This window comes from Bacillus sp. Medicinal_06 (assembly GCF_056711665.1).
Window position 1 is genome coordinate 551,256 of sequence record NZ_JBWYHD010000003.1, and the last position, 26,117, is coordinate 577,372.

At 35.5% G+C, this 26,117-nt stretch carries 27 protein-coding genes and 1 pseudogene; 4 read left to right on the forward strand and 24 right to left on the reverse strand.

Annotated features, from left to right (window positions below):
* The first annotated feature begins 55 nt into the window (after window positions 1-55).
* The gene (locus tag AC1M36_RS09915; protein WP_479845807.1) at window positions 56-997 is read left to right on the forward strand and encodes a Na/Pi symporter; all 942 of its coding nucleotides are present in this window, start codon (window positions 56-58) and stop codon (window positions 995-997) included.
* Window positions 998-1,238: 241 nt separating this feature from the next.
* On the opposite strand, the gene AC1M36_RS09920 is transcribed toward AC1M36_RS09915, so the two are convergent.
* The 14 genes from AC1M36_RS09920 to AC1M36_RS09985 all read right to left on the reverse strand — a co-directional run bounded on the left by AC1M36_RS09920 (window position 1,239) and on the right by AC1M36_RS09985 (window position 14,033).
* A complete protein-coding gene (locus tag AC1M36_RS09920; RefSeq protein WP_336453591.1) occupies window positions 1,239-1,805 on the reverse strand; it encodes an NADPH-dependent FMN reductase in 567 nt (188 codons plus the stop codon).
* A 12-nt stretch (window positions 1,806-1,817) separates the two neighbouring features.
* Entirely contained in the window at window positions 1,818-2,876 is a 1,059-nt protein-coding gene (locus AC1M36_RS09925) for an LLM class flavin-dependent oxidoreductase (RefSeq protein ID WP_479845819.1), read from the reverse strand.
* Window positions 2,877-2,892: 16 nt separating this feature from the next.
* On the reverse strand, window positions 2,893-3,834 hold the full coding sequence (locus AC1M36_RS09930; protein WP_336453593.1) for a ring-cleaving dioxygenase: 942 nt from the start codon (window positions 3,832-3,834) through the stop codon (window positions 2,893-2,895).
* Between the two features lie 50 nt (window positions 3,835-3,884).
* Complete coding sequence (locus AC1M36_RS09935) at window positions 3,885-4,328, reverse strand: MarR family winged helix-turn-helix transcriptional regulator (protein ID WP_336453594.1); 444 nt, start codon at window positions 4,326-4,328, stop codon at window positions 3,885-3,887.
* 167 nt (window positions 4,329-4,495) lie between these two features.
* Entirely contained in the window at window positions 4,496-5,500 is a 1,005-nt protein-coding gene (locus tag AC1M36_RS09940) for a branched-chain amino acid ABC transporter permease (protein ID WP_336453595.1), read from the reverse strand.
* A 1-nt stretch (window position 5,501) separates the two neighbouring features.
* On the reverse strand, window positions 5,502-6,362 hold the full coding sequence (locus AC1M36_RS09945; RefSeq protein WP_336453596.1) for a branched-chain amino acid ABC transporter permease: 861 nt from the start codon (window positions 6,360-6,362) through the stop codon (window positions 5,502-5,504).
* 26 nt (window positions 6,363-6,388) lie between these two features.
* The gene (locus AC1M36_RS09950; RefSeq protein ID WP_336453597.1) at window positions 6,389-7,093 is read right to left on the reverse strand and encodes a branched-chain amino acid ABC transporter ATP-binding protein; all 705 of its coding nucleotides are present in this window, start codon (window positions 7,091-7,093) and stop codon (window positions 6,389-6,391) included.
* Window positions 7,071-7,844: an ABC transporter ATP-binding protein gene (locus tag AC1M36_RS09955; protein ID WP_336453598.1), complete on the reverse strand. Its 774-nt coding sequence runs from the start codon at window positions 7,842-7,844 to the stop codon at window positions 7,071-7,073. The genes AC1M36_RS09950 and AC1M36_RS09955 overlap by 23 nt, the downstream gene beginning before the upstream one ends.
* A gap of 102 nt (window positions 7,845-7,946) precedes the next feature.
* Window positions 7,947-9,164 (reverse strand): substrate-binding domain-containing protein, encoded by a 1,218-nt coding sequence (locus tag AC1M36_RS09960; protein WP_431613216.1) that lies wholly within the window; start codon window positions 9,162-9,164, stop codon window positions 7,947-7,949.
* 233 nt (window positions 9,165-9,397) lie between these two features.
* The gene (locus AC1M36_RS09965; protein ID WP_336453621.1) at window positions 9,398-10,393 is read right to left on the reverse strand and encodes a 3-oxoacyl-ACP synthase; all 996 of its coding nucleotides are present in this window, start codon (window positions 10,391-10,393) and stop codon (window positions 9,398-9,400) included.
* Window positions 10,393-10,809: a MaoC family dehydratase gene (locus AC1M36_RS09970; protein WP_336453600.1), complete on the reverse strand. Its 417-nt coding sequence runs from the start codon at window positions 10,807-10,809 to the stop codon at window positions 10,393-10,395. Before AC1M36_RS09970 ends, AC1M36_RS09965 begins: the two co-directional genes overlap by 1 nt.
* A gap of 4 nt (window positions 10,810-10,813) precedes the next feature.
* The gene (locus AC1M36_RS09975) at window positions 10,814-12,304 is read right to left on the reverse strand and encodes an o-succinylbenzoate--CoA ligase (protein ID WP_479845808.1); all 1,491 of its coding nucleotides are present in this window, start codon (window positions 12,302-12,304) and stop codon (window positions 10,814-10,816) included.
* 13 nt (window positions 12,305-12,317) lie between these two features.
* Window positions 12,318-12,923 (reverse strand): TetR/AcrR family transcriptional regulator, encoded by a 606-nt coding sequence (locus AC1M36_RS09980; protein WP_336453602.1) that lies wholly within the window; start codon window positions 12,921-12,923, stop codon window positions 12,318-12,320.
* A 186-nt stretch (window positions 12,924-13,109) separates the two neighbouring features.
* Entirely contained in the window at window positions 13,110-14,033 is a 924-nt protein-coding gene (locus tag AC1M36_RS09985) for a CobW family GTP-binding protein (protein ID WP_479845809.1), read from the reverse strand.
* A gap of 479 nt (window positions 14,034-14,512) precedes the next feature.
* Here AC1M36_RS09985 and AC1M36_RS09990 point away from each other — a divergent pair, with 479 nt between their 5' ends.
* Complete coding sequence (locus tag AC1M36_RS09990; protein WP_479845810.1) at window positions 14,513-15,457, forward strand: L-lactate dehydrogenase; 945 nt, start codon at window positions 14,513-14,515, stop codon at window positions 15,455-15,457.
* Between the two features lie 67 nt (window positions 15,458-15,524).
* Here the strand turns inward: AC1M36_RS09990 and AC1M36_RS09995 are convergent, their stop codons facing one another.
* Window positions 15,525-15,659, reverse strand: a complete 135-nt coding sequence (locus AC1M36_RS09995) for a hypothetical protein (protein ID WP_336453605.1) — start codon at window positions 15,657-15,659, stop codon at window positions 15,525-15,527.
* On the opposite strand from AC1M36_RS09995, the pseudogene AC1M36_RS10000 reads away from it, so the two are divergent.
* Window positions 15,637-15,866: pseudogene (locus AC1M36_RS10000) on the forward strand (YesK family protein). The gene AC1M36_RS09995 and the pseudogene AC1M36_RS10000 sit on opposite strands and share 23 nt — an antisense overlap.
* A 44-nt stretch (window positions 15,867-15,910) precedes the next feature.
* Here AC1M36_RS10000 and AC1M36_RS10005 read toward each other — a convergent pair.
* From AC1M36_RS10005 to AC1M36_RS10035, 7 genes are all read right to left on the reverse strand, one after another.
* Window positions 15,911-16,951 carry an AI-2E family transporter gene (locus tag AC1M36_RS10005; RefSeq protein WP_336453606.1) on the reverse strand — a complete coding sequence of 347 codons (1,041 nt, stop codon included), beginning with the start codon at window positions 16,949-16,951 and terminating at the stop codon, window positions 15,911-15,913.
* A 553-nt stretch (window positions 16,952-17,504) separates the two neighbouring features.
* Window positions 17,505-18,758, reverse strand: a complete 1,254-nt coding sequence (locus AC1M36_RS10010) for a hemolysin family protein (protein WP_336453607.1) — start codon at window positions 18,756-18,758, stop codon at window positions 17,505-17,507.
* Between the two features lie 635 nt (window positions 18,759-19,393).
* The gene (locus tag AC1M36_RS10015; protein ID WP_336453608.1) at window positions 19,394-19,786 is read right to left on the reverse strand and encodes a nuclear transport factor 2 family protein; all 393 of its coding nucleotides are present in this window, start codon (window positions 19,784-19,786) and stop codon (window positions 19,394-19,396) included.
* A 29-nt stretch (window positions 19,787-19,815) separates the two neighbouring features.
* Window positions 19,816-20,418: a nitroreductase family protein gene (locus AC1M36_RS10020; RefSeq protein ID WP_336453609.1), complete on the reverse strand. Its 603-nt coding sequence runs from the start codon at window positions 20,416-20,418 to the stop codon at window positions 19,816-19,818.
* A gap of 73 nt (window positions 20,419-20,491) precedes the next feature.
* Entirely contained in the window at window positions 20,492-21,142 is a 651-nt protein-coding gene (locus AC1M36_RS10025; protein ID WP_431613218.1) for a DsbA family oxidoreductase, read from the reverse strand.
* A 102-nt stretch (window positions 21,143-21,244) separates the two neighbouring features.
* On the reverse strand, window positions 21,245-21,676 hold the full coding sequence (locus AC1M36_RS10030; protein ID WP_336453611.1) for an Rrf2 family transcriptional regulator: 432 nt from the start codon (window positions 21,674-21,676) through the stop codon (window positions 21,245-21,247).
* Between the two features lie 124 nt (window positions 21,677-21,800).
* Window positions 21,801-22,670 carry a LysR family transcriptional regulator gene (locus tag AC1M36_RS10035; RefSeq protein WP_336453612.1) on the reverse strand — a complete coding sequence of 290 codons (870 nt, stop codon included), beginning with the start codon at window positions 22,668-22,670 and terminating at the stop codon, window positions 21,801-21,803.
* 97 nt (window positions 22,671-22,767) lie between these two features.
* On the opposite strand from AC1M36_RS10035, the gene AC1M36_RS10040 reads away from it, so the two are divergent.
* Window positions 22,768-23,679, forward strand: coding sequence for a DMT family transporter (locus AC1M36_RS10040; protein ID WP_431613219.1), 912 nt, complete (start codon window positions 22,768-22,770; stop codon window positions 23,677-23,679).
* A gap of 48 nt (window positions 23,680-23,727) precedes the next feature.
* Here AC1M36_RS10040 and AC1M36_RS10045 read toward each other — a convergent pair whose 3' ends face one another.
* Window positions 23,728-24,354 (reverse strand): YcnI family copper-binding membrane protein, encoded by a 627-nt coding sequence (locus AC1M36_RS10045; RefSeq protein ID WP_431613220.1) that lies wholly within the window; start codon window positions 24,352-24,354, stop codon window positions 23,728-23,730.
* Between the two features lie 39 nt (window positions 24,355-24,393).
* Window positions 24,394-26,055 (reverse strand): copper resistance CopC/CopD family protein, encoded by a 1,662-nt coding sequence (locus AC1M36_RS10050; protein ID WP_479845820.1) that lies wholly within the window; start codon window positions 26,053-26,055, stop codon window positions 24,394-24,396.
* Window positions 26,056-26,117: the final 62 nt, after the last annotated feature.

Below are 26,117 nucleotides of genomic sequence, written 5' to 3' on the forward strand. Positions count from 1 at the left end.
TTTGCATTGCATGTTCATGGTAAAAAATATCAATTAATTAGAAAGGAGGTTAAAGGTGCTAGAATTATTTCTCTTTCTGCTATTTATAGGATTATTCATTTATGGAATGTTCTTATTTAGCAAGGGACTATTTAATTTTTCAGGACAATCCCTTAATAAATGGCTATTTACTATAACGGGTGCGCCATGGAAAGGTCTAATAATAGGTGCTCTAGTCACAGCTGTTCTAAATAGCAGTTCTGCAGTAATGATCATTACAATTGGGCTTATTTCCGCCAGAAAACTGACATTTCCACAAGCCATTGGAATTATACTCGGTACTAATATTGGTACAACTGTAGATGCAGAAATTATTACGCTAGACATTGATTCGCTCATCATTCCTATGGCAGTTATCGGTGGAGTATTTGCATTGATAAAAGGAAAAATCCTCCGCAGTTCAGGGTTTATTTTACTTGGTTTAGCTGCCGTTTTTGGAGCTATGTGGGGATTTGAATATTTGGCATCTTCATTGTTAGAAATGGAATTTATTAACCGATTACTTCTAACTCTAGGTAATAATTCCTTTTATGCTGTTTTAGCCGGAATAGTAATTGCAGGAATGATTCAATCAAGCAGTGCTACTGTAGGAATTACAATGGGATTCCTTACGTCAGGTGTTATGGAGTTAGATACAGCAGTTGCGATTATGCTGGGGGCTAATATTGGTACATGTGTAGATGTATTATTTGCTGGTTATATCTCACGTGCAAAGGAATCGCTACTTACTGCCTGGGCTCATGTATGGATTAATATATTAGGAGTTGCTGTATTTTTCCCTTTCATAGGATGGCTTACTGACCTTGGTCAACTACTGTCCTCCCATCCAGATGTTCAGCTAGCACATGTTAGCGTTATCTTTAATGTATTAGTTTCACTTCTATTCCTGCCATTTACAAATCAATTTGCAAAATTTATTTTAAAAATACACGATCGTAAAAAGAACCCTTCGTTATAAGGCCCAGGGGCAAAGTAGCAAATAGTGATACGTTATTTCTACTCTGTCCCATTCATGTGTTTTACTAGTTATATGGTTTTGGTGCAAAAACCTTAAAACAATTGTAATTAATCTCTGAAGCTTAGACATACTGATACTATTACTCTTAAAAAGGACATGATCAGTATGGAAAAGCAAAACATAAAAAACGCCGATTATGCAGTATTCTCCTGCTTCATCAGCGTTTTTTCAGAGTATAAAATTAAAAATCATATTCCGCATCTTTTATTTGGCGAATGCCTGCATATGCGTCAACAAGTAGTACTGTATCTTCCACTAAACGCTCCATCCGGAAAAGAATATCATCATTGATGATTTCTTTTCGGTGGAAATCTTTTTCTTCAATAAATACATACGTTGGGACAATATGCGCCTTCATATAGGATAAAATTGGTTTTAACTGCTGCTCCACCATTAAATAATGCTTCGCTGTTCCAGCTGTAACAAGCATGCTCACCACTTTATCTCGAAAAGCGTTAACTGGTAATAAATCAAAAATATTTTTTAATGTCGCTGGAATAGATGCTTGAAATGTTGGTGTACCAATAATAATCGCATCTGCTGCCATGATTGTTTCCGTTACATACTTTGTATCCCCTTCATATTCCCAATAATTTCGCCCATCACTAAAGACCATTTCATATTCTGCAAGGTCTAGTAATGTGATTTCTGCATTAGGATATTTTTCACCCGCTAATTTCAACGTATAATCTATCGCTGTTCTTGTTTTAGATCCTACATTAGAACCCGCAATTCCTACGATTTTCATTCTGTTCACTCCTTATTGTTTCGCTGTATGTTTCTTAATAGTTGGTATTACTTTTGTGGCAATCAACTCAATGTTTTTCGCTACCTTTTCAAATGGTACGCCGCCAAAGTCAATTTGTGCCATAAAACGCTGCTGACCATATAATTCATGTTGATATAGTACTTTTTCAATAATTTGCTCTGGGCTACCAATCATTAGTGCATCTCGATAATCTGTAGCTTGTGCGAATTGTTGCTTTGGATAGCCTCCGCCACGTAATGCGAGCATTCCAGCATTAATATGTGGATAATACTCACGAAGTGCATCTTGTGAATTTTCTGCTGTATACAATAAACTTGTAGTTGCAATTGGTAAAGTTGCTGGATCAAAACCACTTTGCTCTGCTGCTTCACGGTACGCATCTACCGATCCCTTAAAGTTGATAGCAGGACCACCAAGTGTTGTCAGCATCATCGGTACACCCGCATATGCAGCCTTAATTGCGCTAGCAGGTGGGCCACCTACTGCACGCCAAATCGGCATATATCCACCTTCTGGTTGCGGCAAAATGGTTGAATTTTTCAGTGGAGCACGAAATTGACCTTCCCACGTTACTTTTTCCTCATTATTTAACTTCAGCAATAGCTCCATTTTTTCTTCAAATAACTCTTCATAATCACGCACATCATAACCAAGCAACTCATATGCACCTACACGTGAACCACGTCCAGCAACAATTTCAGCTCTGCCGTTTGAAATTAAATCAAGTGTAGCAAAATCTTCGTATACACGAACAGGATCCGATGTACTTAACACTGTTGCCGAACTAGCAATTTTAATATTTTTTGTTGCCTGTGCAATTGCCCCTAAAATGACCGTATGGGCCTGAGTTGTAAAGTAAGTTTGATGGCTTTCCCCAACAGCAAATACATCAAGTCCTGCTTCATCGGCTAACTTACTTGCCTCAATTAATTCTCGAATGCGCTGCTCTGCACTAATTTTTGAACCTGTATGTGGATTTGGTATGTGATCCCCAATCGAATATAAACCAAACTCAATCCCTTTACTTGTATCTATACGATATTGTTTCATCATTTCTCTCTCCTTTTTAATCAAGTGGTGTTAACTTCCCTTCAATTTCTGCACGTCGTTCTTCTAAAAATGGTGGTAAATCTAACGCTTTACCAAGTTCCTCCACTTTTGAATCTATAGTAAACCCAGGTCCATCTGTTGCAATTTCAAATAAAATACCATTGGATTCCCGGAAATATAAACTTTGAAAATAAAAACGGTCTACAATCCCTGTTGAATGAAATCCATTTTCTTTAACAACCTCTTCCCAATAACGCAACTCTTCTTCCTTTTTCACTCGGATTGCTAAATGATGAATACTTCCTCTCCCAGGCTTTTCCTTTGGTCCTTCTTTTTGTTTCACAACAATTTCTCCAAATGACTGTCCACGAACAGCCTGGTAAATTGCCTCTCCATCAGAACGAGATGCTTCTACATAACCAAACATATCCTTTAATGTTTTCCCTAAACTTTCTAAGTCTCGTACTGTGATTTCAACACTTCCCATTCCTAAAATACGATGCTCTTGATTTACAACAGAATCATCCCACGCAGACCAATACGCTGGTACCTCTTCATCTTTATTATTTAACAATACCAATCGTAATCCATCTGGATCTTCAAAATGTAAAGCATCTCGACCACCATATGTTGTAATTTCACTATGCTTTACATCCAATTGTTCAAATCGTTTTTTCCAAAACGTAAGACTTTCAAGCGATGGAACAAGTAAACCAATTTGTGTGATTGCATTTGTACCACCAGTTGTTCTTCCTGCCATAGGCATTTCAAAAAATGAAAGTTCTGTTCCCGCACTACCTGTTAAATCTCCATAAAATAAATGATACATTTTAGGATTATCTTGATTCACAGTCTTTTTTACGCGGCGTAGACCTAATACGTTTTGATAAAATTGATTATTCAGTTGAGCATCTTTAGTTATCATTGAGATATGATGATGTCCAAGAATTTTATACATTTTTGTTCCTCCTTTTATCATTTGATTAATCAAGTGATAGTGTAAAAAAATTACTCAGACGGTAATTCTTTTTTTACACTATTTTTATGGACACGTGTTATCAACTTATATAGTGTTTCTTGTTCTTCTTCGTTCAATACATCATTAAAAAATGATGATTGAAATGCAACTTGTTCAGGTAATGCTTTTTCTAAAATAGATTCAGCTTTGCCTGTAAGACTAATCATTTTTGTTTTCCAATCTTGCTTACGGACAATGTACCCTTCTTTTTCAAGGCGCGTTAGCATACGCGAAATGCCACCTTGCGTAACCGTAACTTTTTCAGCTAACTCCATTTGCGTAAGTGGCTGATAAATTCGAATTTGCATGAGTACATCGAATTGAGCAGTCGTTAAATCAAAGCGTTTTAAAAAATCATTTGACAACTGATTACTTTGGTTTGTGAAACGAATTAAGCGTAACCAAATTAACGATCCTATCGTATTTTCACGCATTTCGAATACCTCCTCATCACTGATCTCACCATCACTTTACTACTCAATTGATAAAATTGCAAGCAAAAAAATTTATCAATTGAAACCTCCATCAGCAGAAGATTCTCCCGCTGATGGCTAACTCTTACCTAACTTCCGCATCCCTTTCTAAACCTTGAGATAAAGTTTCATGCGCTATGTTCAACTTCCTTGCCTTTCTCTGTCTTTTTATTTTGTACTACCTTTCTTATTTTTTTCATTGTTCCAACCAACCCTGTCGGGAAACCTAATAACACAATAATATAAAGTAGCCCAAGGAAAATGGTCCATCTTTCAAAGATTGGATACTGCGTCGCCAGTTCTGATAAATAATACTTTAGAGATTCAATAATTCCTGCTCCTGCAATTGCCCCAATTAATGTTCCAACTCCCCCAATCATTGCCATCAATAGAGCATTCAAAGTCATTTCAATTGAAAAAACAGTTGTATTTACAAAACGTAATGTAATAACAAATAAACCACCGCTAATCGCTGCTACTATTCCCGCAACTATACTCGCAATAATTTTATAGTGAAGAACCTCATATCCAAGTGCTTCTACCCGTTGCTCATTTTGCGAAATTGCCTTCAAAACTTTTCCGATAGAAGATTGAGTAAATAAGCGAAGCAATAAAAAAATCACAAGTAGACATACGAGTGTAATATAGTAAAATGTGAGGCGGTCACGAAACATATCAGGTACCCCGAATGTAAAGCCATCTCCTCCATGTGTCACAGCTCGCCATTTTTCAGCCAGTACAAAGAATAATTGGGAAATAGCCAGTGTTAACATTGCATAAAAATGACTTTTTAGTCGTAAAGAGAGCAATCCTATTATATAACTCACTATCGCTGATAATAGAACCGCTATCCCAATGCCCATAAAAAAACTGGAGATCGAAACTTCTTGTCGATCTAATAAAAGCGCGACACAATAAGCACCGATTCCAAAAAACATACAATGACCAAATGAAACAATTCCTGTATACCCAAGAAGAAGATCAAAACTCATTGCAAATATAGCGAAGATGAAAATTTGTGTGAACAAAATAAGTAAGCTTCGTGAATCATTTACAAAAGGAAATACACTTAAACAAATCAATGCAGCTATTCCAAAATATATCCCACCTCGATTAAATGTACTGTTCACCATTTCACCCCTTCTCACCAACAAGTCCCGTCGGTTTGACTATTAAGAAAAACAATAACATTAACATATTGATTGCGAGTGATAAATCAGGTATATAATACGCCGTAAACGCTCCAGCCAATCCAACAATTAAAGATGCAATCGCCGAACCTTGCACGCTACCCAATCCTCCGATAATGACAACAATAAAAGCTAAAATCGCATACTGCATACCCATTTCAGCAAAAATAACTCCTGAATATGGCGCAAGAAGAAAACCTCCTAACGCTGCCATTCCTGCCCCTAATAAAAAGACAAATGAAAATATAGCCTTTACGTTAATGCCAAGAGCTTGCACCATCTCCTTATCCATTACACCCGCACGAATCATAAGTCCTATTTTTGTTTTACGTAATAACAACATCAAACCAATATAAATCACGACCCCAACGACAATAACAAATAAGCGATACTTAATTAATATAATTCCATCAAATGTAAAGCTTCCTTGCAGCCATGATGGTAATTTAGCTCCAATGGGATTCGGTCCCCAAAATACTTTTATACATTCACTAAGTACGAGCATTCCACCGAGTGTAACGAGAAGCTGCCGAACATGATTTCCATAGACCGGACGAATGAGAAATCTTTCTAAAACGAAACCAAGAAACATTCCCATCAAAATCGCACCTATTAATGCAAGTACATAACTACCCGTCATGTTGAATAGCCATACCCCCGTAAAAGCCCCCCATGCAAACAATCCACCATGAGCAAAATTGAGCACACTCATTAAACCGAAAATTAGTGAAAGTCCAGATGCTAATAAAAAAATAAGCATACCTGTCGAAACACCGTTTACAAACAAATTCACTAACACATCCACGTTCTATACCTCCTTCCGTATCAATGTTAAGAAATCCCTAAATACTTATGACAAGTTTCCTTATCTTCTTTCAGTTCATTCATTGGGCCGTTGTGCACGATTGTGCCATTATCCATAATGTAAAAATAATCACCTATCTGGCTTGCCATCATAAAATTTTGTTCCACAAGCAAAACTGTTGTTTTCTCTTTCATTTGCAAAATGGCTGACATTAACTTCTCAATCATAATTGGCGCTAATCCTTTACTTGGCTCATCAATTAATAGCAACCCATCACTATTAATGAACGCCCTTGAAATCGCCAGCATTTGCTTTTGTCCTCCGCTCAACAACCCGCTTTTTTTATGCCAATATTGTTTTAAATCTGGAAATAAATCGAGCATCCATTCTACTTTTCCCGCGACCTCTATCCCTTTCTTCGCTCCCGCAAGAGCAAATGTTTCTTCTACCGTTAAATCATGAAAAATCCCTTGATTTTCTGGCACATAGCCTATTCCTTTTCGCGAAATTAGATGAGTAGATAAACCATTTACTTTTTCATCACAATAATAAATCTCGCCATTAGAAATCCGATGAAATCCCATAATTGAACGTAAAGTTGTTGTTTTTCCAGCCCCATTTCTCCCAAATAATACGGTGATCGTTCCTGTTTCAACCTTAAAAGAAACACCTTGCAAAATATGAAACTGATCCAAATATGTTTCTATATTATCCACTTTTAATAGTGTCACCCTGCAATCCCCCTAAATATGCCGTTTGTACCCGCTCATCCTTCATAATATCCTTCGGCAACCCTTCCGCTAATAATTCACCATGAAATAACACAATAAGGTGATCTGATAAATGTAGAACCATATCCATTTTGTGCTCGATGAGTACAATCGTATTCTCCCGATTTTTCTTTATATTCTCGATTACTTGTAGAATAGCTGGAACTTCCTCAACAGAAATACCCGCTGTCGGTTCATCAAGTAGCAACACATCTGTTTTGAGTGCTAGCAGCATAGCCAGTTCTAATTTTCTCTTTTCCCCATGCGCTAAATCTTTCGCTAGCACTTCTTCTTTTTCGTGAAGTAATACTGTCTTCAAAAGACGTCTCGCCTCTCCCATCTGTTGCTTAAATCGAGAGAAGTTGGGAAGAAAACTATAATAATCTTGAGCAAACGCCTGTACACTTAAACGTATATTTTCAATCACTGTCAACTCTGGAAAAATATTTGTAAGTTGGAAAGAGCGTCCCATCCCAAGACGAGTTCGCTCTGGAACCGATAACTTTGTAATGTCACGTTCTTTAAAATAAATCTCACCTTTTGTTGGAGAAATTTGCCCACTTAACAAGTTAAATAGAGTTGTTTTCCCTGCTCCGTTCGGTCCAATAATAGAAATAAGTTTTCCTTTTGGTATTGTCAAATTTATATTTTTAATAACATGGTGGTCACCAAATGAGACACAAAGATTCCGAGTCTCTAATAGGTTCTTCACTCTATCCCTCCTCATAAGGAATTTTTATTATTCATTTCAAAAACTAACTATAAAGAGAGGGAACAACCCTCTCTTTATATAATTTTTAACTAAAAATTCTGGTTATTTACTTTGAATCGGTGGCTCTGTTTCTTTCATTGTCAGTTCACGCTCTAAAACAGGTACTGGATAATCGACACCATCTTGTTTTTGCAGCGTTATAGAATAAAGCGTTTGCAATGCTTGGTGGTCTTTTTCTCTAAATTTCATTTTTCCCTTTGGAGTCTCAAACTCCATTCCTTCCATCTTCTTAATAAGCGTATCCACATCTGTATCACCTTTTGTTTTCTTTAACCCTTCAACGATAGAAATTGCCGCTGACATTCCTCCAGCTGTAAACAAATCTGGAACTGCTCCATTGAAACGTTTCTTATGTTCTTCTACTAACCAATCGTTTACTTTATTTTTCGGAAGTGTATGATAATATACTGAAAATCCTTGCATACCTACTAATGCATCCATCGTTTTTAATGCTGGTATATCCGGTGCTCCCGTTGAAATCTTAATCCCTTGTGCTTCCACATTCATATCCTTTAATTGCTTCCATGGTGAGTTCGCACCGGCCCAAACAATAAATAAATAATCTGGGTTTGAACTAATAATATTTTGAATATTCGCAGTAAAATCCGTAGAATTCGTATCAGCATATTGTTCGTTTACAATATTCGCACCTAATTTCTTCGCACCTGTTTTAAATGCAGCAATTCCTTCACGACCATAGGCGTTATCCTGAGCTAACGTTGCAATTTTTACACCTTTTTTAGCAATGGCTGCAGCACCAGCAACTGCATCTTGAGAGGAGTTTCTTCCCGTTCTAAAAATATATTTATTCCAGTTTTTACCTGTTATACTATCTGCAACTGCCGGTTCAACAACCATTATTTTTTCATATTCCTCAGCTATTGGTAACACCGCTAATGTATCACTTGAACTTGAAGATCCAACGAGAAAGTCCACTTTATCTTCTTCTAATAATTTCGTAGCTTTTTTAACCGCTACATCCGCTTTCGTTTCCGTATCTTCTACAACAAACTTAATTTTCTTCCCTTCAACTTTTCCTGTTCCGCCAGTTGCATAATCAAGCCCCAATTCAAATCCGTTTACTGTCTGTTTCCCATATGATTCAAGTGGACCTGTTAACGAAGCAAGAACACCTACCTTAATCATTTTCTCGTTGTCTGTACTTGCTTTTTTTCCTGAACAGCCGGCTGTTATTAACAATGAACCAAGAATACATCCCGTAAACACCATTTTTAGCCACTTACGTTTTTTTGCTGACATTGTGATCCTCCCCATACTTTACTTTCTAATAGAATCAAATACGCCATAGCAGTAAATCAGCCGTAATCATGACTTTTCGCTTTTAACAATATGAACTAGATGATCAATAGAAATTTCTCGAAGTACCTCTACATTCGCCAGACATTTCCAAATACCTCCCAATACATTTGTAAATATTCATACAATTATTTGAATTATACATTTCATTCCTTGAATAAATAATAGCCATTCTCCTACCATCTAATGACAGTTGCTGCCCAAGTATATCCAGTACCAGCGCTAACTGCTACTGCAATATCACCAGGTTGTAATTTACCTTGCTCATTCGCAAAATGAAGGCCAATACAAGGATCTAGTGCTGACATATGTCCATAATGATCTAAATATACAACTTGTTCTTCCACTAAATGTAGTGAATGTAATAACTCCTTTAGCATGGAACGTTTTGTATGTAGTGGTAGTAATACTTTAATATCCTTAGTAGTTAATCCACTTTTGTTCAAAGCTTGTCGAATAACGTTTTCAAAATTTGGAATTGAAACAAGGTCAAGACGCTCCTTCATACTCATTGGATCGATAACATCAATATAATGTTGACGTTTTTCAACAGTCTCATAGCTAGCAAATTGCTTTGATCCACCGGCGGGAATGCGAACATCCTCATGAAAAGATCCGTTTGTTATAATCGCACTTTCTAAAATTCTACCTTTTCTGGCTCCTCGTTTTACTAATGCCGCACTCCCACCATCGGCAAAATTAAACATAAAACGAGAGCGCGGGTTATCGTAATCTATAATTTGAGATTCTTTACACCCGCCTACTAATAAAATATTTTCAATGGATTTATCAGAATTCAACATATCTTTCGCAACTTTTAAAGCAATTGGAAAACACGAACTGACATTCATGATTTCAAAAGCATAAGCATTTTTTGTTCCAAGCTCATACTGAATCTTCGGGGCACTTGACCATACGTGGTAATCTTTATGTGGACTGCCAAAATAGATAACTACATCGATGGCTAGAGGATCAACCTTTGATAAAATGGGTTTGGCTGCTGCAATTGCTAAATCTGAAGCATGCATCGTGTCATCGGCTACATGTTTTTCATATAAACCAAACTTTTCTATTATAACGTTTTCAGGAATACCTGTTTTACCAGCTAAATCAGCCGCTGTTTCAACATCTTTTGGGAAGAACACACCAGTTGCTTCAATCCCAATATTCATCATATCAATCCCCCTTCGTTTGGGACCATCATTGTAGCTAAACCAGTTAACACTAAATCCCCTCTTTGATTATGGCAATCTGTTACCAATTTTATAATTCTCTTCTCCTTAAAAAATTCTTGGACAGTAGCTGTCGCTGTAATCGTATCTCCTATAAAAACAGGAGCTGTAAAACGAATCGTTTGCTCCATATAAACAGAGCCCTTCCCTGGCAAATGGACCCCTAACAGTTGCGATAACAAACTTGAAGTTAATAACCCATGCGCAATTCGCTGATTAAATCTAGTTTGCTTCGCATACTCATGATCGATATGGATTGGATTAAAATCACCACTCAAACCAGCAAATAGTACAAAATCTGTTTCTGTTATCGTTTTGCTACATGATGCCTGTTGCCCAATCGTATACATTGTCATCTTTTCACCTACTTTTCAATTGATTCAATAACTCCATCTTTTGAATTTTCCCCGTTGCATTTTTAGGTAATTTCTCTAGAAATATAATTTCTTTTGGAATTTTATATTTTGCTAGAAATAAACAACAATGATCGACTATTTCCTTTTCAGTTAACCTGCTTCCAACCACCTTTACTATAAAAGCAATTGGAACCTCACCCCATTTTGAATGTGGCGCTCCAACAACAGCTACTTCATCTACTTCTAAAAGTTTACTAATAACTTGCTCTACTTCAAGAGGATAAATATTTTCTCCACCTGAAATCATCATCTCTTTTTTTCTGCCAACAATGTATAGAAAACCTTCCTCATCTTCCCTTGCTAAATCACCTGTATATAACCAGTCATCTTGAATTGTTTCCATAGTTGCTTCCGGTCTATTCCAGTATTCTTTCATTACATTTGGCCCTTTTATAATTAACTCTCCAATTTCACCTATATCCACTTTATTTCTATTTTCATCAATAAGCATATAATCACAATACAGCACAGGCTTTCCAATTGAACCTGCCTTACGTTTTGCATTCTCTTCAGAAAGCATAAACACAGTAGGTGAGGTTTCTGTCATGCCAAATCCTTGCCCAAATAAAAATCCTCTATCCATAAATCCTTTAATCAATTCTTGTGGACATGGTGCTCCCCCATTATAAAACCACCGAACAGATTGTAAATTTGTCGTTTCAAAAGTTGAACAATGGAGCAAAGCTTGATGAATTGTCGGGACTCCCATCACCACAGTGACTTGATGTTCTTCTATCATAGAAAGAACTTTAACGGGTTCAAATTTTCTTGGAATAATAATTGTTCCACCTACAAATAAAGTAGGAAAAGCAAATAAGCCAATCCCCCCAATATGGAATAAGGGAAGTAATACAATAACCCGATCCTTAGACGTTAAATCAATCGCTAACATATTATGAAGTGCGTTCCAAAACATATTTTTTTGTGTTAATACCGCTCCCTTCGGCTTCCCAGTTGTTCCCGATGTATAACAGATAATAAAAGGAGCGCTTTCATTCATTACATCAAAAGAGTTCAGAATGTTCTCTTCTAAATCTTTTAAGCACGCAATCGGAATAACTCTTTCTATACTAGATTCCTCTGCTATAGATTGTGCAATTTCTTGAAATGTTTCTTCTGCAAATAAAACGGTAGATCCACTATCTTGTAACTGAAAAACAAGTTCACTTTTCGTTAATCGTGTATTAAGAGGAACAGCAATACATCCTATCTTCGCTATCGCAAATAAAAGAACAATGTACTCCCATCGATTTTGTGACAAAATAGCAATTCGATCCCCTCTTTTTCTCCCTAACTTCAAAGTCAAATATGAAGCTACTTTACTCACATACTGATGCAGTTTTTTATAAGTTAGTTTTTCATCTTCAGCAATAACAGCAATGCGCTCTGGATGTAAATATGCACGCTTTTCAACCCAATAGGCAATGCCTTTCATATATTTCTCCCTCCTATCTTTTTCGCAACCCTTCAAATATTAATGACATTGCTGTCTCAAAAACCTCTTCAGGAACATCTTGTTCTTCCCAATATCCCCAGCGCATACCAAGGAATTGACCGATCGACATGAGACAGTATGCAATTGTTTCTTGATCAAGTTCTTTAAATTCTCCTGCTTTCATACCAGCAGACAAACTTTTTAAAAATCCAGTTGCAAGTCTCGAATAATACCATCTGTACATCTCCTCATCAACAACAACTGCTTGTTGCACAATGCTATATAAATTCCGACGCTTTTTTACCCAACGAAAAAAAGCTTGAAATCCTTTCCGCTGCGCTTCTTCATAACCGATTACTCCCTTCATTTCCTCTCTAATTGTCAAGCGTAATTCACGGTTAAATCTACGAATGAGTTCATCAAATATATCTTTTTTTGCTGGAAAGTAATTATAAAATGTTCCGTGTGCCACCTTCGCTTCTTGTGTAATATTCACAATAGACGCCTCATAATACCCCTTACTACCAAACACTTCTTCCGCAGCACATAATAGTTTTTCCCTTGTTTCTAATCCTTTGGGTGTTAAGTTTTTTACATCCACTATTATTTTTTCTGACACCTGAATCACCTCTTAAATTTGATTATAAGTATTTAACTGAATTTTACAACTATTTTATTTAGATAAAATTCGACACTATAAAAAATACAATTTATTGCTAATAAAAAACATCTTGGAAGTAAAGAGCACGCCCTTACCTACAAGATGTTTGCTTGAAATATACTATTCACTTCGTATTTGTTATTTTCAATTTGATGTATGTTCTAGAATTTCTAACCCTTCCTTTAATTGTTTCTTATCTAAATCTTCACCGATAATTACAAGGTTTGTCGGAAATCCAAAATCCTGTTCTAATAAAATTGGTACCCCAAATGAGTATTGTAACAAGTGCGGATATTTATCCCCATGAAATTTTACAAATCCCTTAACTCGATAAATCTCCTGGGGTAAATTGGAAAGCCATTCATATAGTTGATCTTGGTCAATTGATTTTGTAAATTGATATGTCATCGTTTGTATATGTAAATGCTGCTTCACATGTAATGTTTCATGCTCTTCATTCCCTTTAAATTCCACACCTTCTATATCCCCTAAAGATATATTACAATACTGTGTTTCATACAATTTAGCATATTTATTCATTGCTGCTACTTCTTCTAAAACTTTTTTCTTCTCCCCATCTTTTAATAAGTCTGATTTATTAATGAGGATATGACTTCCATATTTGATTTGTTCATGTAAAAGTTGCTGAATATTTTTACTTAATGTATCGCGATTTAACCATCTTATTGCATCTACTATAACAACGATGGACTTCACGTCAAGGTAAGGAGCTAAAATAGGTGACAAACATGCATCTAATACTTCAATCGGGTGAGCCACTCCTGTTGTTTCTATATAAATGACATCTGGTCTTTCTTGTTGATATAAAGAATGTAATTGAATCTCAAGTTCATCTTTCAACGTACAACAAATACAACATTTTAAAAGTTCCCTTAAAACATTCTCTTTTCCTATAATATCTGTATCTACCGAGTACTCACCTATTTCGTTCATTAAAACAGCTACTTTTCGATTTTTCTTCTTTTCCGCTAATAATAGATTTTGTAGCAGTGTTGATTTTCCACTTCCCAAAAAACCACCTAATATATGAATTTCTACTTTATTCATATTACCGACCATCCATTTCTGTGTTTCTAATATATTTTAAAGCGTAACTATTACGATTTGCACTTATTATTTTATTAAAATAACTGCTATTTGTAAACAATACAAGCCAACTATGTTGATTCCCTCTATATGTTCAGTGATTTACTTTATCAGCAACCCGAATTCCAGATTTAACTGTTCCTAAACGTTGTATATTCTCTTGCAAAATGTATGCCCCCCCGCTGACAATATAATATGAGGAAATAATTCGAGTTCTCGCCCTTGTTCAAAAGCTGTTAATCCTCCGCAAAAGTATAGATTTTGACTTCAGCTAAAAAATACCTATGTTTCATTCCTTATAATTAATACCTATGTGAGCAGATATATTTTGAAATACTTGAATATCTTTCATAAAATGTAATAAACTAGATTTGATTCTATAGAAGTAAGACCTATTTTTCTTACATATCAAAATTACTGAAATAGCGAGGAATTGTCATATGAAAAAAGGTATTAACCGAGTTGTATTAGTAGGAACTGGAGCAGTAGGATGTAGCTATGCTTACTGCATGATTAACCAAGGTGTTGCAGAAGAATTTGTTCTCGTTGATGTAAACGAAGCGAAAGCAGAAGGAGAAGCTATGGATTTAAGTCATGCGGTTCCCTTCGCTCCCGCACCAACAAGAGTTTGGAAAGGTAGCTATGAAGATTGTAAAGATGCAGATCTTGTTGTAATCACTGCTGGTTTGCCACAAAAACCAGGTGAAACACGTTTAGACTTAGTTGAGAAAAACGCTAAAATCTTTAAACAAATCGTTCGTAGTATTATGGATAGCGGATTTGATGGCATCTTCTTAATTGCTACAAATCCTGTAGATATTTTAACTTACGTAACGTGGAAAGAATCCGGACTACCAAAAGAACGGGTAATTGGTTCTGGTACAACTCTAGATTCTGCTCGTTTCCGATATATGCTAGGAGAATATTTCAATATTGGACCTCACAATATTCATGCCTACATCATCGGCGAGCATGGTGATACAGAGCTTCCTGTTTGGAGTCACGTATCAATTGGAATTCAAAAACTACAAACGATTCTTGAAAAAGATAATGAACATAACCAAAAAGATTTAGATGAAATCTTTATAAACGTCCGTGATGCAGCCTATCACATCATTGAACGAAAAGGTGCAACATACTACGGCATCGGTATGTCACTTTTACGCGTAACAAAAGCAATTTTAAATGATGAAAATAGCGTATTAACTGTATCTGCTTATCTTGATGGACAATATGGACAAAATGATGTTTATATCGGTATTCCTGCCGTCTTAAACCGTCAAGGTGTTCGTGAAATTTTAGAAGTTGAGTTAAGTGAAGATGAAGAATTAAAGTTCGATCACTCTGTTCAAGTATTGAAAGAGACAATGGCTCCTGTTATTTAATCATATATTTCAATCAAAAAAGCAATCCAACTGCTATTGGATTGCTTTTTCTTTTATATAAAAATTTTTATGTCGTTAACATACACCACCAAACGGTAATATTATCCATAATAGAAAGAAATGATTTCATGAATGACTCTTGGACGATTGTATTCCTCTTACTAGCAGTAGCATTTTGAATACTTTTCTTCTTTTTAATCATAAAGACCCTATCTCCAAATAAAAATTATAAACAGAAACTCGAACTAACTCTAATTATTTTAAGTCTGCTTACTATACCGATAAACATCTTTCTAATAGGTGAATGGCCGGGGTGGGAGTTGAATTAATCGCTATTTTTATTTTAGGTACTGTTATATTAGCTTTGATTATAAATCTATTTATTAAACTCCCTCGTCCTAAAAAATAACAGATGTTTTCCTCTAAAAGAAAACACCTGTTAAACGGAATCACTTATTCTGTTCCAATATCTTTACGCGTTTCTTCATCATTATTTACTTCAAGTACATCTAGTAAAAAGATAAAGATCGGAATCCCAATAATAAGACCCCATATTCCTAAAAAGTGTTCTGAAAAGATAAGAACCATAAATGTATAAAAGATTGGTAAATTCGTCTTTGCGGACATCAATTTTGGATTTAAGAAATAGCTTTCAATTGCATGAATGACTGTAATAAAAATTAATATGTATACGACATATGCAATTCCACCGATGTTATACGCAATAATACAAAGTGGAAATAGTGAAATAATCACACCTGCAACAGGAATAAGACCTAGTAAGAATACCATGACAGCTAATACAAGAAGTTGTGGAAAACCGAGAAACACAAGTGCAATCACAGTGAGAATACAATTTACAACAGCTATCAAAAACTGCGCTTCAATCACTTTTCCAAACGATCTCGCAAACCTTTGACCGAAATATGTGAGTTCCTCATAAAAGATTCTTAATTTACTCTCCTTAAACTTAGAGGTAAAGCGAATAATACGCTCCTTTTCTAACAAGAAAAATAAACTCAAAATAAGAGATAGTAAAATTTGCAAACTTAATTTCCCAATATTCGCTAAAGATTGATAAATGACATCTACACCTTGTTCAATATACTTTGAAACTTCCATCTGATTAATCGTCGAAAACGCATAGCGTATCATTTCATTATCTGGTGGATTCTGAAAAAAAAGTTTAAACTGATAAATCAATTGTGAAATTTGTATCGTTAATACAGGTAAATATTTATATAACGTAGTAACAATAAACGTCACTAAAACAATGTATAAAAAAGCGATAATCAATTTTCTGTTTATCTGTACAAAACGATTAATCTTTTTAGAAATAAACCTTTGAAACCGGTCCATTAAAAACGTAACAATAAAAGTAATCAATATTAAATTAATCATACTTTTTAGCCCGTATAATATAAGAGCTAAAATTACCAATATAAGGAGCCTTTGAAACCCTCTACTCTGAAAGAAACTTTTCATTTGTATCATTTATTTCAAACCTCCCCCTCTCAGTTTCTTTATCTGTTTTATCATGACTCGTTCTATCAATTCCCATAATAAAGTTGCTCTTTACAACATCTTATGACTGAAACTCTTGAATCTTTCTTTTAACTTCGAAAAGTCCCATTTTCCATCTATATTGTAATATTCTCGAACAACTCCTGCTTCGTATATCATTATGAGTTTCAAAAGTTCTCCATTCACAATCTTATGAGCTCTATCATTCATATGTAAACACTCTCTTTTCATATAATCCATAATGAGAGAGTACAATGTACACTTTTCTTTATATACGTTGTGTTCTTGCTAAATCGTATAATCCCTCTTTATATTTTTACAAATATACAATACTACCACTCTTTTTCTAGATTTTCAGGTTGTAGATTTTTTAAATAATCCAGTTGAATCGTTAAAGATCTTGTCTAATCAAAAACTCTAACCGTGGTTTGCTTAGACCTTTGCTATTTACTTTCCCTTTTTCAGTATGCTTAGACATTTTGAAATGAAAAAAGCAAGAGAACCGTCTTCCATTCCTCTTGCTTTATTCCTCACTCTCTATAGGGAGAATTTCTATCATAACTTTTCGAATTCGGTAATGATTAACCTCATGTACAGTAATTTGAAGGTTTTCAAATTGAAACGTTTTGCCTTCTTTCGGAATTCGCTCAAGCTTTTCAAAAATCCAACCGCCAAGGGTATGAGCTTGCGTTTCAGGCATTGGGACACTAAACAATTTCACGAATTCTTTTAACTTAAACCGGGTATCGACTTTATACAAAGACTCATCCAGCTTTTTCACCATGATTTTCTCATCGTGCTCGTCCCAGATGTCTCCTACCAATACTTCGAGAATATCCTCAAGGGTAATTAATCCAAAGGTTCCTCCAAATTCATCGACTACAATAGCCATTTGACTTTTCGTCCTTTGTAATTTATGCAATAGGGAATCACTACTCATTGACTTCTCAACAAACAGAGGGTATCGTAAAAGGTCTGCAATATTGACCTCATTATGCTGGATAAGCTCAGACATGAATTCACGTTCTGTCAAGAATCCCATAATATTATCGATGTTTTCTTTGTAGACTGGAATTTTCGAATATCTCTCCTTCAAAAAAACTTGTTTAATTTCTTCAATTGATTGGTTTACTTCTACGGCAATAATATCCATACGTGGGGTAAAAATTTCCTCAACCATTATTTCTTTTAACTTCAGGGTCCGGTGAACGAGCTCCTTCTCATCCTTATTAATAATCCCCTCTTTTTCACTGATGTCTACCAATAACTTAATTTCTTCCTCTGTAATAGATGGTAGTTTTTCGTTTTTCCCGAATTTTCTAGAAGTAAATTCTTTCAGCTTATGGTTCAGAAAATTAACCGGCGTTAATAACCTCATTTGCAAAAGTAAACTTCCAGAATATTTCAAAGAATATTTTTCAGCATTTTCATTCGCGATGGTTTTTGGTAAAATTTCGGCAAATATTAAGATGATAATCGTCATGACAATTGTACTAATAAGTAGTCCCGCTCCCTCTCCGAAAAGCTTCGCTGCCACAGTTGTCCCAATACTAGTAGCGGCCACATTCGTAATATTGTTCCCTATTAAAATGGTAGATAAGGCTTCGTCAAAGTGTTCGGTTATATATAAGGCTTTTTTACTGCCTGGTTTGTTTTTACTAGCATAATATCTTAACCTGATTTTATTAACACTTGAGTAAGCCGTTTCTGCCGCTGAATAGTATGTTGATAAATAAAGTGAAACCACAAGCACAATAATTAAGACAATAGTATCCAATATAATTCACACTCCAATTAGATTGAAACAGGCGACAGTTCTTTTACCTCAAATCCAATACCTATTTTTAATCCCAATGAAATAGATTGAAGATTTTTCCGTTACCTATTTTCAGGAAATAAATAGAGTAAGTGAAAAAGGATAAATCCCTTTCTTCGCCCTTATGGAACATCAGTGTGAAACAAGAAAAGCCGCAGCGTGCAAGTAACTGCTACCTCGCCCCAGCCAATGTAGGATGTATTTAAACTTTCTAAATTTAACACATCTGATGTTAGACATCAGGAAAAAAGAGGCATAAGAACCTCCACTTACTCTACTTTTAATATATGAATCTTTTTTAGAAAGGATTGTGGGTTTGTCCACTACCAGATGAACATTTTGAGAAGGTTAATATTGATAGAAGAGGGTTGTCGAAGACTGAAAAGAAGCATAAGAACCACCCTATGCTTCCCTCACCCATTGCAATACTTTGTCGATTTCATTTTTTATATACGTTAACCCTGAATTTTCTAACGCAACCGCTCTTTCCTCAACGAAGACGTTATACTCCACCCAATAACAAATCTTTGTTTAAAAGCACACAAAAAAGGGAAGCTATTTCTGAAACAGCTTCCCTTTTCACTCTCTATTTACTATTAAGAAGGTAGTAATACTTGTTGAACAGTATGGCTATCAACATATTGTTTAAACCTTACAGCTTTTCTATTACGCAATTCCCAAACATGTACAAAATCAGCTTGAAATGCTTTGCCTGTTCTTTTATATACTCCAGAGTATATTCCTTCAGCAATAATGATTTCTTTGCCATTCACCTCATGATACGTATGCACGCTCGCTTTAAAATCATTCCATTCTGATGCCAGATGACTAAAAACATTCTCTATGACAGCTTCTACCCCAACATACGTGCCACCATATGGGAACCCTGCCGCTTCTGTCCACTCTACTTCTTTTGAAAGGGCCTTTATTAAGTACTCTGGACCTTTATACGTACTACGAATGATTTGCAAATTTGTACTTTCCGTCATATATTACTCCCTATACTTCCAAAGATATTTTAGTAAAATTTCACTACATCTTCAGTAGGTAAGAATGTTCTTTCACTCGGTTGTTCATTTGGCTCACCAAATGGCATTTGTCCTACTAAGCTCCATTCTGCTGGAATATTCCATGTTTCTTTCACTTCAGCATCTACAATTGGATTATAGTGTTGTAATGATGCCCCGATTCCCTCTGCAGATAATAGCATCCAGACAGTATGCTGTAACATCGCATTTCCTTGATGAGACCAAAATGGGAATTGTTCTTTATATAATGGTGCATTTTCTTGCATTTGTTTTACTGTCGCTTGATTTTCAAAGAATAATACTGTTCCTACTCCTTCACGGAAACCTTTTAGTCTTTCTACAGTTGCTTCAAAATTTTCTGCTGGTACGCGAGCTCTAAGTGTTTCTTTTACAATATCCCAGAACTTTTCATGCTCTGCATCCATTAATACAACCATACGGCCACTTTGCATATTGAAAGATGTTGGTGCATGTAAAGCTGTTTTTAAAACTTCATTGATTCTTTCTTTTGTAATCGTAGCATTCTTTTTTACTTTACGAATGGAACGACGGTTCACGATTGCCTCTTTTAAGCTTGTTGCAGTTACTGACATGATAATTCCTCCAAATTTATACGCTTTATAATTTATTTAAACAAATCGATTTGACTCTTCAATGAAAAGTGGATTAGCAATATCCATTCGTGTTACATTGCATACCTTCAAATGAATTTGTTTTATCCTTTTCGATTTCTTTATCAATTACTCTTTCTAACGTTTCTTTACTAGCAAGCCCTTGAATAACTTCATCTCCAATCATTACAGTTGGAACAGCCATAATATTCGCTTCATCGTATGCATGTTGAATCGCTTGCTGATGTTTTTCTTTATATTTACGAGTTACTAAAGCATCTTTAAATTCGGCTTCAGGAAGCCCTACTTCTACAGCTAATTTTGTTAATACCTCTATATCTTCAATGTTTTGTTCTTCCTGGAAAAACGCAGTAAACACTCGGTGATGGTACTCATTTCCAAGTCCACGCTCCTTCGCAAATTGGCACCCTTCAAAAGCTAAATGTGTATATGGATGCGGTGAAACACGTGGTAATCGCATTTCAACTCCTAATTTCTTTGCAGTAGGAAGAATGAAAGAATCCCATGACCCTAACTTTTCCGGCTCATTCCAAGGATCTATTTTAGAATATGGACTTGGACGTAATTCAAATGGCATCCATTCGATTTCTACATCTTTCTCCTTCGCTACCTCATCTAATGGCCCTTTTGCTAAAAAGCAAAACGGACAAATAAAATCAGAGTACACTTTCATTTTTACAGTCATATGATTGCACCTTGCCTTCTTTTGATTTCATCAGACGTAACAACTCTAGTTACAGCTATAAGAAAAAAATATACATTCTCTTTTTATCGAGCTTTGCATGTTTCAAGCATTCATTTTCTCTTGTAACGATTCAAACAAATGCTCCATCGTGATATTTTTTAAAACTTCTTCCATCGCAGATTGCGCTTGAACTAAAATCACTTCTAATACAGCTTGAATATTTGCTCCAATTGGACAATCTGGATTGGGTTGTTCATGAATATGAAATAACTTATCTTCCTCAACTACATTTACTGCATGATACACATCTAATAATGTAATTTCATTTAAATCCTTTCGTAATCCAGACCCACCTGGCCCACGATTTACATAAACAAACTTAGCCTGCTTTAAGTAAGACATTATTTTTCGAATTACAACCGGATTTGTATTTACACTCTCAGCCATAAATTCAGAAGTACAAACAGAAGATGGATTGATTTTCAAAATGGATAAAATATGAACAGCTATAGAAAAGCGGCTACTAATTTTCATCGTAATCACCACCTTGTTGTAATCATTATAGTTACAACTTAAATATAAGTCAACCTTTTCTATCATTTTTTTGAACACGTACATAAAGGGTACCTCATTCTTCACCATATGAGGTACCCTTTCATTATTCTACAAATAGCTCTTGAAATTCTTCAATTAACAATTGTACAGCTAATGAAGATTCTTTTAAGGAAGGAACAGCTAACGCAATTTCTCTCCACACTTGTGGTTCTAATTCTCTTGTCTGCACATTCGGCGGTAAATCTGATAAGGATAATTCAGCTAATATAGCTAACCCCAGTCCCTCTTGTATCATATTCAAGGATGTCGTGACAGTCGACACAACGTATTCAATGCGAAGCGGTGCGGAAGCTTGCTTAAACATTTCTATAATTGGTGGCTCATACCCACCTTTACAAATAATGATTGGCTCATTCTCTAAATCTTGAATTGTAATCTTTGTTTTCTTGCATAAAGGATGATCTCCCCTTAAAACAACAACCATTTTCCCCTTCGTTAGCGGTACAATTTCCATTTCTTTATTTGGTAAAATCACAATTCCTACATCAATTACCCGTGACAATAACCACTCTTCTACTTCTTTCAGTGTTCCTTCATAAAGTATTAATTCTAAGTTCGGATATTTCTCACGAAAGATATTAATCATTTTAGGCAGAAAACACGCCGATGCACTAGGAAAACTTCCAATTCGAATTGTACCAACTTCATGGCCTTTCTCCATCGCAACTTCTTGTTCCACTTTTTCAACCCCATTTAAAATTTCCCGAAAATGCACAAGAATCCGATTTCCTATATCAGTCAGAATGAGACCTTTCCTTTTATCACGTATCATAAGTGTTACACCAAGTTCCGATTCAACACTAGAAATAGCATGACTGACAGCTGGTTGCGTCATATTCAATGCTCGAGCTGCCTTCGTAAAACTTCCTAATTCGACTACTTTTACAAAAACTTGAAGTTGTGTAATGGTCATAACTAATTACTTATACTCCTTATAAAAAAGATTCATTTTATTTATCGTGTTCAATATCATATCATAGTGAAATGAAATACAACAAGGAGGTATTATCGTGTCTCAGCTTTCTCGAACAAAAGCAGCCATGATTCTTTCATTTCTCGTTCTGATGTGGGGGATTAATTGGCCCTTATCTAAATTTGCTCTCCATTATACACCACCCGTATTATTTGCAGGGATTAGAACAGTAATAGGAGGATTTATTCTACTTATATTTGCATTACCGAAATACAAACAGTTACATCTAAAAGAAACTTGGCATTTATACTTTATTTCCGCTTTACTCAACATTATTTTATTTTACGGACTACAAACTGTAGGACTTCAGTATATGCCTGCCGGACTCTTTTCCGCTATTGTATTTCTTCAACCTGTCTTACTTGGGATTTTCTCTTGGATTTGGCTTGAAGAAGCAATGTACGGCTTAAAGATTTTTGGTCTTATTCTTGGATTTACGGGTGTTGCTGTTATTAGCTCTAGTGGTTTGACCGGGCACATTTCTATTATCGGCACCTTACTTGCTTTAGGATGTGCAGTTGGGTGGGCGCTTGGTACAGTATTTATCAAAAAGACTGGAAACCGCGTAAATGCAATTTGGATGGTTACACTTCAGCTTATCATTGGAGGATTTTGCTTAATTGGATTTGGTTCTGAATTCGAAAGCTGGTCTAGTATCACATGGAGCATACCATTTGTAATCGTACTATTATTCATTTCAATCTTTGTTATTGCAATGGGTTGGCTTGCCTACTTTACACTTGTCGGAGCTGGAGAAGCAAGCAAAGTCGGAGCCTATACATTTCTTATTCCGCTAATCGCAATTATTGCAAGTTCTATCTTCCTACACGAGGCGATTACAATTAGCTTATTCATCGGGCTTTTATTTATTGTCATAAGCATCTGCTTTGTAAATATAAAACCAAAATCACTCATCATAAAACAATCTATTGAACCCAAAAAATGTTAATAAAATATAAAAAAGAAAGAGTCTATCATCAAATAGACTCTTTCTTTTTTATTGCTTTTTACGACGGGATACAAAGATACATGTACCAAGTGAAACAATAATAGAAAGAATGGATAAGATAATAGCTATTGTTTGCATGCTTATACTTTCTTTCTCTTTCATATCGGGTAGTTTTGACTCTCCATGTTCCCCTGTCAATACTGTACCTTTTGTAATTGTAGTAAGTGAATGTGGTTTATCTGCTTTTTCGTCCCCTGTCCATTCTACGATATCTCCATCTTTGTACTGTTGATAGGCATCCCAAGCCACTTTTTGCTCTTTATCTGGGTTTTTCGCAACAAAAGTAAATCGCTGAAATTGACCGGGTAAAATCCCTTCTCCAGTCGCTTCCCACGTCACAGATTTAATTTTCCCAGATGCATCTTTTTGTGCATCAATCTTCCATCCCGGTACTGGCTCATACTGTTGAAACTCGACTCCCTCTGGTATTTTAAGGATAACTTTTGTAGTTGCTATCTCCTTTTCAACAGGAACCTTTATTGTATACGTTTCCCAAGATTCTACTCCAGAAGTAGCTGGTTTCACCGTTACATGTGCACTAGCAGGTACTGCGAAAAGTCCCATAGCAATTATTGTTGCTATCATTGTTGTTCCTAATTTTTTTATACGCTTCATTTTTCTATTACTCCTTTGTCTTTCTCTACAAACTTTACCTTATCGACCGCCCACCATGAATTTAAAATCCGTATCAAAACTATCAAGAGCTTTCGTTAATCCATGAACATGTATATTCCACTCACCAGTCATATTAATATACATCCCTTCCGCTTGATACAATCCTGGTGAAACCGGCGAAACCTTAAATGTACCTTTTCCCATATCCATTTCTAAAGATCTCGTTGTCAGTACAATTTGTTCCATATCAGTAACAGGCTGTCCATTTGTATCCTTTAAGTCAATGCGGAATGTATTCATTCCCATCTTATTGGGACTTACATGTAAAGTAAGTTCATATCCATTATCGAGTTTTTGACTTCCTGTAAATGGTCCAGTTGGCGGCATTGGTGGTGTTTGTACATTCGTTAAAAAAGCTACTATGATGAAAATTACTATCCCTATACCAAACTCACCTTTCAGCGTAGCCCCCAATTTTTTCTCTTTTCTCATCCTTCCCCTTACGTAATGAATAAGTCCCAATATCCCCATACCAATAAATAAGAGAAATTTTGTTAACAATGCTAACCCATAATTTGTATCAAATAATGAATGGATCGTTGGAATAAAGAAAGTACTATTAAAAAGACCCGTCACAAAAATAACAATAACTGTCCCCATTGCCCATGGTGAAAATTTTTTAATAGCATCCCAATACTTTGTCCATTTCTCTTTCTCATCGTCTTTAGATAAAAGAAGAAGAATCGATGCTAAACCTCCAATCCATAGCGAAGCTGCAAATAGATGTAGAAAATCCATAACGACTGCAACATTTTTATATTTTAGACCATATGCATGACTATTCATCGCCTTCATAATAAGCAATCCAACAAAAAGAAGAATTGGAACTGTCCATGTTTTAAACGATGAGAGCTTTCCTCGTTTTAAGGCAACATATGTAGCAGCGATTAACACAATTGTGAGCGTCATTTGAATTATCCATACATATCCAAAAACAGGTAACTGTAACGTTTCTTTTAATAATGCAGGTTGAAATGCATCTTCCCACGAAACATCAGCATTTATCCTTGCTTGCAAAGGGAGACTAAATAGTAAACTAATGAATATGCCAAACAAAGAAATCCAGATTAATTTATTACCTCTTAATTGCACTTTACTCAAATTTCCCTTATATAGAATAAGATTAAAAAATAAAACACCTATATAGAGAGAAAAACTTGTATATAGAATCCCTCTTTCTATCAGCATATCTAACTGTGGGACATAACCAATTTCTTCTGCTTGTATATCACTCGTTCCCTTTCCCTCTGTCCCAATCTGAAACGGAATGACACCTTGGATTGGATGTCCGTCAGCAGAAATGGCTTTCCACTGAATGGAATACGTACCATTCGGTATATTCTGTTTTACTCCAGCTTCTAATAATTTTTGGTTTTTCTTATCAATGTGAGCATTTTTTAAATCTACTCGTTTCCCTGAAGAATCCCTTACGACTATTGTATTAAAGTGTGAAGACTGAAGCATTTCATCAAATTCAATCCTTACAATAGAAGGGGCTTTCTCTAATGTTTCATTTTCTGCAGGATTCGATTTAACAATATAAGCGTGAGCGGAAGCCGCGTTCGGTACCAACATCATTAACACACATACCATTACCATTACCATCCAGGTTCCTAGTTTTCTTAATACACTCATATTCATTTCACTTCTTTCTTTTGCATCACTGTAATTCCACTTGGAAGTTAATAAAGTATCTATATTTT